We start from the raw sequence: 12,594 nt of genomic DNA on the forward strand, positions 1-12,594 counted from the left end.
GGACATGGCGGGAGGTTCAGGCGCGCACGGCGGCGAGCACCTGGGCGACGAGCTCGTCGGCGCCGACGCCCCGGCTCTCGGCGATGAAGCTGCGGACCAATCGGTGGGCCAGCACGGGCGCGGCCAGAGCCCGCACGTCGTCGGTGGTGACGGCAGGCCGACCGTCGAGCGCGGCGCGGGCCTGGGCCGCGGCGACCAGCTGCTGGCCCGCGCGCGGCCCGGCGCCCCACTGGATCAGCTCGCGCAGCCCCTTGGGGCAGGTGGCTTCGCTGGGCCGGGTCGCGCGCAGCAGGGCGACCGCGTGGGAGACGACGGAGGCGGGCACGGGGATCCGTCGCACCAGCGCCTGATGAGCGGTGAGCTCGGCGGGGGTCAGGAGCGGCTGCAGCTCGGGCGCCGGCTCGGCCCCGAGCGCGACGATATGCCGCTCGTCCTCTTCGGTCGGATAACCGACGACGATCTGCAGCATGAAGCGATCGAGCTGGGCCTCGGGCAGCGGGTACGTACCCTCCTGCTCGATCGGGTTCTGGGTGGCGAACACGTGGAACGGCAGCGGCAGCGGGTGCGTGCGCCCGCCGGCGCTGACCCGCGCCTCCTGCATCGCCTGCAGCAGCGCGGCCTGGGTCTTCGGCGGGGTCCGGTTGATCTCGTCGGCCAGCAGCAGGTTGCAGAACACCGGCCCGGGCACGAACCGGAAGTTGCGCCGGCCGCTGACCGGGTCCTCCTCGAGCACGTCGCTGCCGGTGATGTCGGCCGGCATCAGGTCGGGCGTGAACTGCACCCGCGAGAACTGCAGCTCGAGCGCGTGCGCCAGGCTGCTGACGAGCAGCGTCTTGGCCAGCCCGGGCACGCCGACGAACAGGCCGTGGCCGCCGGCGAACAAGCACACGAGCAGGTGGTCGATGACCCCTTGCTGACCGACGATGCGCCGGTGCAGCTGCTCGACCAGGCGCTCGCGGCTGCGGGCGAGCGCCTGCAACGCTTCGCGGTCGTCAGGAACGGCGGTCGATGGGGCGGTCGCGGGCACGGGGCGCGGAGTATAGCGCGTCAACGCGGAGCCACCGGCCGCTTCGTCGCGCGCCGGGCCGCGAACAGCTCGCGCGCGCTGGCGACGGTGGCCGCCCGCTGCACCCAGCGCAACAGCTGGGCTCGCCGCCTGCACTCGGCGATCGTGCGCCGCTGCGTCGCGGTCACGGCGATCGCCCGCGCGTCGAGGATGGCGAACAGGGCCTCGTGAAGCCCTGCGAGCTCGCCCTCCTCCTTCGCCTGTCGCGCCTCGCGGCGGGCCCGATGCAGCGGGGCCATGAGCTGGCCGAAGATCGAGCGCCGATAGAGGTACACGAAGGGGCGGAGCAGTTCTTCGTCGCTCAGGGGCTGCATGGCGTCGACTCCGAGCTCGGCGCGCGCGGCGGCGCCGAGAAACACACGGACGAGATCAGTGTAAAGAGGGCGACGCGCGCTGTCGAGCATGGTCACGCCGGCGAGCGCGGCGCGGCCGATGGCGGCGGCTCGTGGACCGCGGCCGTGGGCCAGCACCGACAGGACCGCGAGCTCGGGTCGGCGCCTCGCCTCGGGTGCGCGGGTGACTTGCGGGATCTGTTCCGGCCCCAGCACGTCCGGCACCAGGATCCAGCGGCCGTCGCCCATGTCGATCGGTCGGCTGCACCAGCGCGCCACCGCCGGCCGGGTCGTCAGCACCAGCAAGCGCACGGGGCATTGCAGCCGCCGGCGCAGCGACGCCAGGTAGACCGGCCAGACCCACCGCTTGGCCGGGTCGCAGCGCAGCTGCGCCTCGACGACGATCGCCAGCGCTGGCCGACCGCCCTTGCCGGTCAGCGTCAGCACGAGGTCGGCGCGCACCTCGGCCGGATCGATCTCGGCGAACTCGCCCTCGACCACCTGCACCGCGGTGAATCGCGGCAACGGCGCCGCGCAACCCTCACGCAGCAGCGTGGCGACGAGAGGCGGCGCGCGGCGCAGCAGCTCGAGCAGGACGGTGTGCGGGAGCGAGGGCATGTCGACCCTGACAGGTCGGTCGCCGCGACGTCGGTTTTGCGCGCGGCAGCGGTGAGTCAGCGCACTGCAATCACCTGCACCCGCGGACATGACCCAAAAGACAGCCGCCAGCCTGTCGGCTCGGCGACGACTTCGGCTAAAACCCGTGGACGGGGCGACCGCGAATTTCCCGCCCCGCACGGAGACAGGCGATGGCGAGCTTCAACGAGATCTTGAGTCAGGTGAAGCGCCAGGTCCGCGAGGTGTCGGTCGAGGACACGCGGGCCCAGGTCCACGGGGCGGGCGGCGAGCCGCCGCCGGTGCTCGTCGACATCCGCGAGCGCGACGAGTACGAGCAGGGCTTCGTCGGCAAGGCCGAGTGGATCCCGCGCGGCTTCCTCGAGCTGAAGATCGAGGACCTGGTGCCCGACCGCGGCCGCGAGGTCATCCTCTACTGCGCCGGCGGCACCCGCTCGGCGCTGGCGGCCCGCTCGCTGCAGGAGCTCGGCTACGAGAAGGTCTCCTCGATGGCCGGGGGCTTCCGCGCGTGGAAGCAGGCCGGCTACGCGTTCGAGCGCCCGCGCAACCTCTCGGCCGAGCAGATCAAGCGCTACAGCCGGCACATCATGCTGCCCGAGGTGGGTGAGCTCGGGCAGGGCAAGCTGCTCGACGCCAAGGTGCTGTGCCTCGGCGCCGGCGGGCTCGGCTCGCCGTCCAGCCTCTACCTGGCCGCGGCCGGCGTCGGCACCATCGGCATGGTCGACGACGACCTCGTCGACGAGAGCAACCTGCAGCGGCAGATCCTCCACAACATGGAGCGGCTCGGCATGCCCAAGGTCGAGAGCGCCCGCAAGACGCTGCAGGCGCTCAACCCCGACGTCAAGGTGATCGCCCACCAGACCCGCCTCACCTCCGAGAACATCCTCGAGATCATCGGCGGCTACGACCTCATCGTCGACGGCGCCGACAACTTCCCGACCCGCTACCTGCTCAACGACGCCGCGCTCAAGCTCGGCAAGCCGGTCGTGCACGCCTCCATCTTCCGGTTCGAGGGCCAGCTGACGACCTTCCTGCCGCACGAGGGCCCGTGCTACCGCTGCCTCTACCCCGACCCGCCCCCGCCCGGCATGGCCCCGTCGTGCCAGGAGGCCGGCGTGCTCGGCGTGCTGCCCGGCATCGTCGGCACCTTGCAGGCCAACGAGGCGCTCAAGATCATCCTCGGCGCCGGCACCACCCTGTCCGGCCGCCTGCTGGTGTTCGACGCCCTCGGCACCAAGTGGCGCACGCTCAAGCTGCGCAAGGACCCGGAGTGCCGGGTCTGCTCGAAGCAGCCCGAGGACATCGAGCTGATCGACTACGAGGCGTTCTGCTCGATCGCCGGCTGAGCCTGGCTCTCGCGGCATGTCCGTGAGGGCATGAACCAAGGGACATGCCCGTTCGGGCATGTCCCTTGATGCACGTCCCGGCCGCGGCCGGCGCGGCCCGCCTCAGCGGTCCTCGCGGATCCGCCGGGCCAACTCCTCGTGCTCCGGGTACGGCGGCACGATCACCTCCGGCTCCGGCGCGCGCAGGGCCTCGGGCGCCGCGAACAGATCGGCGACCAGCCCGGGCGCCGCCTTCGGCTTCGCCGGCCCGAGCACCCGGTCGCGGTGGCGCGGCGCGTAGGCCTGCTTGAGCGCGACCACCCGCCGCAGCGCCGGCTCGACCAGCGCGTCGGGCAGGTGCTCGAGCAGGCGCAGCGACTCGTCGCGGAGATCGGCCTTGCTGCACACCAGCAGCGCGTCGAGCCCGGCCTCGAGGCTCCAGCGGACCCGCTGCTCCGGGGTGAAGTGATCGGCGACCGCCTTCATCTCGAGGTCGTCGCTGAACACCACCCCGTCGTAGCCGAGCTCGCCGCGCAGCAACTGCATCACCGGCGGCGACAGGGTCGCCGGCCGCTTGCGGTCGAGCGCCTCGAACAGCACGTGGGCCGACATGACGCTGGCGACCCCGGCCTTGGCCGCGGCGGCGAACGGGACCAGCTCGACCTCCCGCAGGCGGTCGAGATCGTGCGGCAGGCGGGGCAGCTCGAGGTGGCTGTCGGAGCGAGTGTCGCCGTGCCCCGGGAAATGCTTGGCGCACGCGGCCACCCCGGCCCCCTGCATCGCCGTGACGAAGGCCGCGGCGTGGCGGGCCACCCGGGCCGGCTCGGCCGCGAAGCTGCGATCGCCGATCACCGGGTTGGCCGGGTTGGTGTCGACGTCGACCACCGGCGCGAAGTCGAGGCCGATCCCGAGGTCGGACAGCTCACGCGCCAGCGCCTCGGCCACCGCCGCCGTGGTCGTCGGCTCGTCGCGCCGCCCGAGCGCTCGCATCGGCGGCCACACGGTCCAGGGGGCCTTGAGGCGCTGAACGCGCCCTCCCTCCTGATCGATGCCCACCAGCAGCGGCACGTCCGGCGGGGCCGCCTCGTGCAGCGCACGCACCAGCCCGCGCAGCTGCGCCGGACCTTCGATGTTGCGAGCGAAGAGGATCACGCCGCCGATCCGGCCCTGGCCGAGCAGGCGGGCGAGATCCGGCGGGACCGTCGTCCCCTCGAAGCCGACGAACAAGAGCTGACCGGGCTGCCACCACGACGCCATCGCCGCGAGGGTACGGGGCCGGGGCGCGCGCCGCAAATTGGCCGCCGGCCCCGAAAGCGCCGCACGACGATCGGCCGAACTCCAGCGGCGAGTGACTTGTTCCCGAGATTCCCGCGATCGGAGCGAGCGGGCTGGTTGACGCACCACCCCGTGGTTGTTAGCGTCCGGCGCCTCGCCGATGCCGACCTCTCCGTTTTCGCGGCCACACCGCCTCTTCTGGCTGATCCCGGCCTTCGGCCTCGTCAACCTGTTCAACGGTTCTTCCACCGCGCACGCGCAGGGCCCCATGGGCGGCGGCATGGGCATGGGCGGAGGAGGCATGGGCGGCATGGGCCCGATGGGCGGCGGCGGCATGCCGGGCCAGGGCGGCCAGGGCGGCGACAAGAAGAAGGAAGGCCCCGCCGAGGCGGCGCCGAAGGACAAGAAGGCGCTGCAGCCGATCGAGCCGGTGCCGGCGCAGCCCCGCGGCCTGCGGCAGCTGCAGCTGTTCGAGCTGCACGGCTACATGCGCATGCGCGCCGACTACTTCCACCGCCTCGACCTCGGCGGCGGCAAGAGCAACCAGTCGACGATCGGCACCAACTACGCCGACAACGCCGCGCTCGAGAACCCGTACTTCGTGCCGCCGTCGGTCGCGGCCGAGACGGTCGGCGGCTTCGGCGAGGGCGCGACCGCCAGCGACGTCAACTGCGTCGGCTCGCTGACCGGCCTCGGCATCAACGCCAGCAAGGCCAGCCGCCGCTGCGGCCGCCGCAACGGGTTCGCCAGCGCCAACATGCGCTTCCGCATCGAGCCCACGCTGCACATCACCGACACCGTCAAGGTCCACGCGCAGCTCGACGCGCTCGACAACATGGTCCTCGGCAGCACGCCGGACTCGCTGCTCGGCGACAACCCCAACGCGCCGATCGACCTGTTCACGCGCACCCAGCTGCCGCCGTCGGACATGCGCAACAGCGGCCGCGACAGCATCGTCGTCAAGCGCGCGTACGGCCACATCCGCTTCGGCTGGGGCCTCGACATCAAGTTCGGCCGCATGCCGCACCACTGGGGCATGGGCATCGTCGCCAACGACGGCAACGGCTACTACCGTGGCGAGGCGGCCGACATCGTCCGCATGCTCGACATGGACTACGGCGACTCGGTCGACTCGCTGCGCCTCGGGTTCGACTTCGGCAAGGACCGCCGCAGCACCCACACGCTCGAGTTCTCGTGGGACTGGGCCTCGAGCGGCCCGACCACCGCGCAGATCTTCGGCCCGTACTACGGCCCGTACCAGCAGGACCACACCACCGGTCAGACCTTCAGCGTCGAGAAGTTCGACAACGTCTATCAGTGGCGCCTGTCGATCCTCCGCCGCGACGACCCGGCCATGCTGCAGCGCAAGCTGTCGCTCGGGCGCCCGGTCATCAACTACGGTGCGATCGTGTGGGCCCGTTACCAGGCGGTCGACCGCGTCACCGGCACCCCCGGCATCGGCATCGACCCCCAGCAGAACGACATCTACGGCTCCGACATCGGCAGCTCGGGCAACCAGTACTACGACCAGCTGCAGGACTACGCCAACGTCCTGGTCCGCCGGCGCGCGCTGGTGTTCACGCCCGACGTGTGGTTCCGCGTCAACTGGAAGACCCTCCGCGTCGAGCTCGAGGGCGCCGCCGTGCTCGGCCGGTTCCATGAGATCAACGACCGCGGCGCGTTCGACATCTCGCAGGGCAACGACCGCGACGACGTCTATACGATCAACGGCCCCGACATGGGCCGCCGCTGGCTGACCCAGTTCGGCTACGCGCTCGAGTTCAAGTACGGCCTGTTCAAGGACAAGTTCCACCTCGGCCTCGACCACGGGTTCGCCTCCGGCGACAACGACCCGCGGTTCCGCTACAACACCCCGTGGAACTCGAACCTCGACGATCGCACGTGGTCGAAGTTCCGCTTCAACCCGGCCTACTTCTCCGACCTGCTGCTGTTCCGCGAGCTGCTCGGCACCGCCAGCAACGCCGCGTACTTCAAGCCCTGGCTGGCGTTCTACTTCTTCGACAACAACTTCTCCGGCCGCCTCGACATCGAGTACGCCGTCGCCCCCCAGAAGATCAACACGTGGGGCAACAAGGCCAACTACGGCCTCGAGATCGACGCGGCGTTCCGCTACCACGACCGCCAGGAGCCGATCTTCTTCCAGATCCAGTACGGCGTGATGTTCCCGTTCGGCGCGTTCAACCGCGGCGTCGAGTACAGCCCCGACGGCACCCTCGCCGGCCTGCCCAACAACGGCGACCCCAAGGCCGCCCAGACCGTGCAAGCCCAGCTCGGCATCCGCTTCTAGCAGCGGGCCGGCGGCCGGACCCGCTTGCGACGGGTCCGGAGCCCTGCACACGCACGACACGACGCCGCGACCCCGCGACGACGGATCGGCCTCCTCCCGCGCCAGGCCCTGCGCGCCGCGAGGGCGCCATCCTCGTCTGCGAGCCCGTGCGCGCGGGTTCATGCCGCAGAGCTTGCCCCGTCCCGGCGGTCGACGTAGACCTGCTCGCAACCCGGTCCGCCCGCGACCTGCGCTCGGCCGGTCGCCTCATCTGTCCCTCGCGCCATGTCCCTCGCGACATGTCCCGCGCGACATGTTCTAAAAAGACACAGGTCCCATGAGCAAGGTCAAAAAGCCCCAGCAGCGCTGGGTGTGCCAGGCGTGCGGCGCGGTCTCGTCCGGGTGGTACGGCAAGTGCCCGGCCTGCGACGCCTGGAACTCGATCGAGGAGGAGGTCGCGGCCCCGTCGCCCGGCGAGCGGCCGGCCGGTCCGGGCAAGGTGGTGGCCTCGACGGAGGCGCAGACGATCGTCGACCGCCAGCCCCGCCGCCCGTGCGGCCTGCAGGAGATCGATCGGGTCCTCGGCGGCGGTCTGGTCCCCGGCAGCGTGGTGCTGCTCGGCGGGCCGCCGGGGATCGGCAAGTCGACGCTGCTGCTGCAGGCCTCGGTCGGGCTCGCGCGGCGCAACGGCGTCGTGCTCTACGCCAGCGGCGAGGAGTCGGTGGCCCAGGTCGCGTCCCGCTGCGGTCGCCTCGGCGCCAGCCACCCGGGCCTCCTGCTGATGGCCGAGACCCGCCTCGAAGAGATCTTGAGCACCGCCCAGGAGCGCGCCAAGACCCTCGCCGCCCTCATCGTCGACTCGGTCCAGACCGTGCACAGCGGCGCCCAGGACGGCCTGCCGGGCAACATCAGCCAGATCCGCGCCGTCACCTCGGCCCTGGTCGGCTTCGCCAAGACCCACGGCGTCCCCGTCGTCGTCGTCGGCCACGTCACCAAGGACGGCCAGCTCGCCGGCCCGCGCCTGCTCGAGCACCTGGTCGACGCCGTGCTCTCGTTCGAGGGCGACGAGGAGCGGGCGATCCGCATGCTGCGGGCCACCAAGAACCGCTACGGCAGCACCCAGGAGCTCGGCGTGTTCGAGATGCGCGGCGACGGCCTGCGCGAGATCACCAACCCCTCCGAGGCCTTCATCACCGACCGCGACAGCCCCGCGATCGGCTCGTGCATCACCGCCAGCCTCGAGGGCTCGCGCCCGCTGCTGCTCGAGGTCCAGGCGCTGCTGGCCGCCGCGTTCGGCAACCCGCGCCGCACCTGCGTCGGCGTCGACCCGGTCCGCCTCGCCATGCTGCTCGCCGTGCTCGACCGCCACGCCGGCGTGTTCGCCCTCGACCAGGACGTGTTCGTCAACGTCGTCGGCGGCATGCGCCTCGGCGAGCCCGCCAGCGACCTCGCGGTCCTGCTCGCCGTCGCCTCCTCGCACCGCCGCCAGCCGCTCCCGCCCGGCCTGTGCGTGTTCGGCGAGGTCGGCCTCACCGGCGAGCTGCGCCCCGCGCCTCGCACCGACGCTCGCCTGTCCGAGGCCGCCCGCCTGGGCATGAAGCGGGTGCTCCTTCCGACAGGTCCCAAACAACATGCCCTTTCGGCCAGGAAGCTGAAAGAGCAGCTCGACGTCGAGGTCCGCCTGGCCCGCACCGTCGGCGAGGCGCTCGATCTGGCGTTCAGCTGAGCCTCACGGCGTCCGCGTCAGCCGGCGCCCTCGCGCGCCTCAGCGGCAGGAGGCACCTGCTTCAATGCAAGCGGCCCCCTGCCCTCGCGCGCTTCCACGGCAGGACGCGAGGGCCGAGCCCTGCGCGCGCCTCTTCGTCACCGGGGCTCACACGCGCCGGCGTCCGCTCAGCGCATGCACACGCGAGCGCGCAGCTTCGGGTCGTCGCCGAGCCCTTCGCGCGCCTCGACCGTCACGCCCGGGAACGGCATCCACTCGTCGTACGACGTGCCCATGTACTTGCTCGAGTGTGGCACCAGCACGAACCCGCCGGCGAGCTGCGGCACCCAGTCCTTCGGCTCGCCGAGCGGCTTGAGGTCGATCGGCTCGATCCCCGAGTTGCCGTCGCCGACGAAATCGACGATCCCGAGCGGCTGCGAGGCCGCCTGGACCGGCTGGGGATCGCCGCCCCAATCCATGGCGCACCCGTTCCCGACCTGGGCCCCGCACTCGAAGCAGTGGAACGACGCCAGCCCGTTGGCGCAGCCGGTCGCCCCGTCGCCGTCGCCCTCGTCCCACTCCAGGCTCGCGTCCAGCACGTGGACGGCGAACTTCAGGTCGCTGTGGACGTTCTTCTGGTACTGCGCCCACATCTCGAGGTGGATCGACTCGATCTGCTCGGACTCGATCGGCCCGTTCTTCGACACCAGCCGGCCGTCCTGTAGCGGGAACCGCAGCGCCATCACGCTGGTGCCGGTATACGCGGGGCCGATGTTGCCGTTGTCTTTGAACAGCGACACCGTCGGCGCCCTGCCGAAGCTGACGTGCTTGCACTCCAGCATGGAGTACTCGACCGGCAGGTCGCTGAGCGTGCAGCCCGTGCCGACGCCGTCGTTCGCGTCGCTGAAGAACGTGTCGGCCGCGACCGGGACGTCGACGAAGCAACAGCCCTCCATGTCGAGCTGATCGCCGGGGCACAGGAACGGCTCGCCGGTGGTCTCGGTCGTCGGGTTCGGCCCGGTCGTCGTGCTGGGGTCCGACGACACGGTCGACGTGATGTCGTCGGTGGTGCTGGTCGTGGTCGGCGGATCGCCCGTCACGGTGACCGGCGGATCGAGCGTGGTCGGCTCGCTCGGGCCGACCGAAGTCATGCTCTGCGAGCTGCTGTCGGTGACGGGGTCCCAGGTGTCGAGGAACAGCGGGTTCGGCTTCGAACAGCCGCCTGCGAGCGCCCCGCCCAGGAGGATCGCCGTGAACGAGCTCCGCGTCATCGAACACCCACCCTAACACAAACGCCCCGGGTTCGCCGCTGCGGCGGGGCCGGCGGCACCTGAGCGCGTTTTGATCCCCGGTCCTCCTCGCAATTTGCGCCGGCCTCGACTACATCGCCTGAATGTCCGGCGCACCCGAGCTCTACGACATCTACGAGCGCTCCAACGAGGCCGTCACCCAGGAGTTCGACGTCCGCCTCCCGCTGTGCGAGGGCGCCGTCCCCGACGAGCTGCGCGGCGTGTTGTTCCGCAACGGCCCCGGGCGGCTCGAGCTGTACGGCCATCGCTACGGGCATTTGTTCGACGGCGACGGGCACATCAACCGCTTCGCCTTTGACGGTCGTGGGGTCACCTACCGCAACCGCTACGTCCGCACTCGCGAGTTTCTCGCCGAGGAGTCGGCCCGGCGGATCCTCTTTCGCAACTTCGGCACCAACATCCCCGGCGGCCTGCTGAAGAACCTCCTGCGCACCCGGTTCAAGAACGTCGCCAACACCAGCGTCGTCCTCCACGGCGGCAAGCTGCTCGCGCTGTGGGAGGCCGGCTGGCCGCACCGGCTCGACCCCGGCAACCTCGACACCCTCGCCCGCGACGACCTCGGCGGCGCCCTGGAGAACCCCGGCAGCTTCATCGAGCGCATGGTCGCCCCCGAGCTGCCGTTCAGCGCCCACCCCAAGGTCTGCCCCGTCACCGGCGAGCTCTTCAATTTCGGCCTGGCCGCCACCGGCACCCGCTCGCGCCTGTGCCTCTACCGCGTCGACGCCAGCGGGCGGGCCGCCCGGCCCGAGTTCATCGACCTGCCGGGTGGTTACTTCATCCACGACTTCGTGCTGACCGCCCGCCATCGCGTCTTCTTCCTCACGCCGACCGCCTTCGACCTGCGCAAGATGCTGCTCGGCCTGGCGCCGCCGGTGCAGACCATGCGCGCCCTGCCCGGGCCGACGCAGATCCTCGTCGTCGACCGCGACAGCACCGCGCACCGCCGCACCGAGACCAGCGGCTGCTTCATCTTCCACTTCCCCAACGGCTTCGAGGACGAGCACGGCACGATCTTCGTCGACGGCTTCCGCATGCAGCGGTTCCCCGACCTCAACCCGCGGCCCGACCGGCCCGAGGATCACGTCAAGCCGTACCTCACGCGCTACCGCATCGACCCGGACGGCGGCGTCAGCGAGCAGACGCTCACCGATCACACCGGCGAGCTCGGCACGATCCGCCAGGACCGCATCAGCCGACGCCACCGCTACGCCTGGTCGATCGGCTCCGCCCCCGGCCGCAAGGCCCCGTTCTCGACCGGTCTCCTCAAGATCGACTGCGACGCCGCCACCACCACGTTCCGCGACTTCGGCCCCGCCCTCGCCGGCGAGCCGGTGTTCGTGCCCCGCCCCGGAGGCGCCGACGAGGACGACGGCTGGCTGCTGTCGATGCACTACGTCGACGACGAGCGCGCCAACCACCTGCTGGTCCTCGACGCCCGCGACCTCGCCACCGTCGCCCGCCTGCGCTTGCCCCACGCCACGCCGCTCGGCTTCCACGGCACCTTCGTGGCCGACGCCGAGGACTGACGCTTCGGACATGCCCTCGAGGACATGCCCTTTCGCGCATGTCCGTGCGGGCATGTCCCCTGCGACATGCCTCGAAGACGACCCGGGCGCGCGCCCTCGCGCTCGTTAGGAAAAGACGACGGTCGTCACAGCAGCGGCCGCAGGTGCTCGCGGGCCCACGCGTCCAGGCTCGTCGGCGTCGTCGTCGCCGCGGTCCTTCGATCTTCGGCGACGAAGCCCTCGCGCATCCCGGCCGCCATGCCGACGATCGCCTCGATCTGCGGCTTCGACATGCCGGCCTGCGCCAGCGCGGCGCGGACCTCGTCGTCGGAGCTCTGGACCGCCGCGATGCGCCGGCCCAGCGCCTGCGACAGCACGCCCGCCGCCTCGACGAAGCTGAGGTCGCGCGGGCCGTGGACCGCCTGCACCTGGCGGCCGGTCCACGTCGTCGAGAGCAACCGCGCCGCCGCCACCTCGCCGATGTCGCGCGGATCGACCCACGGCAGCGGGCGATCGATCGCCATCGCGGTCGCCAGCACGCCGCCGCGGAGCGACTCCACCTCGAGCAGCAAGTTGGTGAAGAAATAGCCGCAGCGCAGGTGCGTGACCGCCACGCCGAGCCCGTCGAGCGCGACCTCGGTCGCGGCCAGCCCGTCGATGTCGCCCATCCCGTGGCGCCTCTCGGCGCCGACGCTCGACTGGAAGACCACGCGCGGGATGGCGTTCTCCCGCACCGCGCGGACCAGGTTGGCGGCCAGCCGCGCGTAACCTTCGAGCGGGTCGTCGGCGCCGGTCGGCGGCGCCACCCAGTACAGCGCCGTCGCGCCCCGCGTGGCGGCGACGACGGCGTCGGCGTCGAGTTGGTCGGCCTCGACGACCTCGACCCGCTCGCGCAGCGCGGCGTCGATGCGGGCGGCGCTGCGCACCAGCACCCGGGGTCGTTCGCCGGCCTGGACCAGCAGGTGGGTCACGCGCGAGCCGACATGCCCGGTCGGCGTGGTCACGACGATGCTCATGGCGCTCCCCTCTCTGTCTCTTGGGTCATGTCACAGACCGCACGGCGCGACGCGCCGTACTGTCTCTCGGGTCATATCACCGACCGCACAGCGCGACGCGCCGTGCTGACTCTTAAGCCATGCCGCCGCCCGCACGG

The 12,594-nt window shown here is 71.6% G+C and carries 9 protein-coding genes; 4 read left to right on the top strand and 5 right to left on the bottom strand.

Going from position 1 to position 12,594, the window contains the following annotated elements; translation table 11 throughout:
• Nucleotides 1-16 precede the first annotated feature (16 nt).
• Together POL25_RS28030 and POL25_RS28035 are read right to left on the bottom strand one after the other, a co-directional pair.
• Nucleotides 17-1,051, bottom strand: a complete 1,035-nt coding sequence (locus POL25_RS28030; protein WP_373372117.1) for an AAA family ATPase — start codon at nucleotides 1,049-1,051, stop codon at nucleotides 17-19.
• Nucleotides 1,048-2,016 (bottom strand): hypothetical protein, encoded by a 969-nt coding sequence (locus POL25_RS28035; RefSeq protein ID WP_272089293.1) that lies wholly within the window; start codon nucleotides 2,014-2,016, stop codon nucleotides 1,048-1,050. The genes POL25_RS28030 and POL25_RS28035 overlap by 4 nt, the downstream gene beginning before the upstream one ends.
• A gap of 191 nt (nucleotides 2,017-2,207) precedes the next feature.
• Here POL25_RS28035 and moeB point away from each other — a divergent pair, with 191 nt between their 5' ends.
• A complete protein-coding gene (gene moeB, locus POL25_RS28040; RefSeq protein ID WP_272089294.1) occupies nucleotides 2,208-3,380 on the top strand; it encodes a molybdopterin-synthase adenylyltransferase MoeB in 1,173 nt (390 codons plus the stop codon).
• A 102-nt stretch (nucleotides 3,381-3,482) separates the two neighbouring features.
• Here moeB and nagZ read toward each other — a convergent pair whose 3' ends face one another.
• A complete protein-coding gene (gene nagZ, locus POL25_RS28045; RefSeq protein WP_272089295.1) occupies nucleotides 3,483-4,616 on the bottom strand; it encodes a beta-N-acetylhexosaminidase in 1,134 nt (377 codons plus the stop codon).
• A gap of 178 nt (nucleotides 4,617-4,794) precedes the next feature.
• On the opposite strand from nagZ, the gene POL25_RS28050 reads away from it, so the two are divergent.
• Together POL25_RS28050 and radA are read left to right on the top strand one after the other, a co-directional pair.
• Nucleotides 4,795-6,942: a TIGR04551 family protein gene (locus POL25_RS28050; RefSeq protein ID WP_272089296.1), complete on the top strand. Its 2,148-nt coding sequence runs from the start codon at nucleotides 4,795-4,797 to the stop codon at nucleotides 6,940-6,942.
• 316 nt (nucleotides 6,943-7,258) lie between these two features.
• Nucleotides 7,259-8,647, top strand: a complete 1,389-nt coding sequence (radA, locus tag POL25_RS28055) for a DNA repair protein RadA (protein ID WP_272089297.1) — start codon at nucleotides 7,259-7,261, stop codon at nucleotides 8,645-8,647.
• 167 nt (nucleotides 8,648-8,814) lie between these two features.
• Here radA and POL25_RS28060 read toward each other — a convergent pair whose 3' ends face one another.
• Nucleotides 8,815-9,897 carry a hypothetical protein gene (locus POL25_RS28060; RefSeq protein WP_272089298.1) on the bottom strand — a complete coding sequence of 361 codons (1,083 nt, stop codon included), beginning with the start codon at nucleotides 9,895-9,897 and terminating at the stop codon, nucleotides 8,815-8,817.
• A gap of 122 nt (nucleotides 9,898-10,019) precedes the next feature.
• Between POL25_RS28060 and POL25_RS28065 the strand changes: the two genes are divergently transcribed.
• Entirely contained in the window at nucleotides 10,020-11,462 is a 1,443-nt protein-coding gene (locus tag POL25_RS28065) for a carotenoid oxygenase family protein (protein ID WP_272089299.1), read from the top strand.
• Nucleotides 11,463-11,587: 125 nt separating this feature from the next.
• On the opposite strand, the gene POL25_RS28070 is transcribed toward POL25_RS28065, so the two are convergent.
• The gene (locus POL25_RS28070; RefSeq protein ID WP_272089300.1) at nucleotides 11,588-12,457 is read right to left on the bottom strand and encodes an NAD(P)H-binding protein; all 870 of its coding nucleotides are present in this window, start codon (nucleotides 12,455-12,457) and stop codon (nucleotides 11,588-11,590) included.
• Nucleotides 12,458-12,594: the final 137 nt, after the last annotated feature.

This window comes from Nannocystis bainbridge, from assembly GCF_028368995.1.
Classification (GTDB): Bacteria; Myxococcota_A; Polyangia; order Nannocystales; family Nannocystaceae; genus Nannocystis; species Nannocystis bainbridge.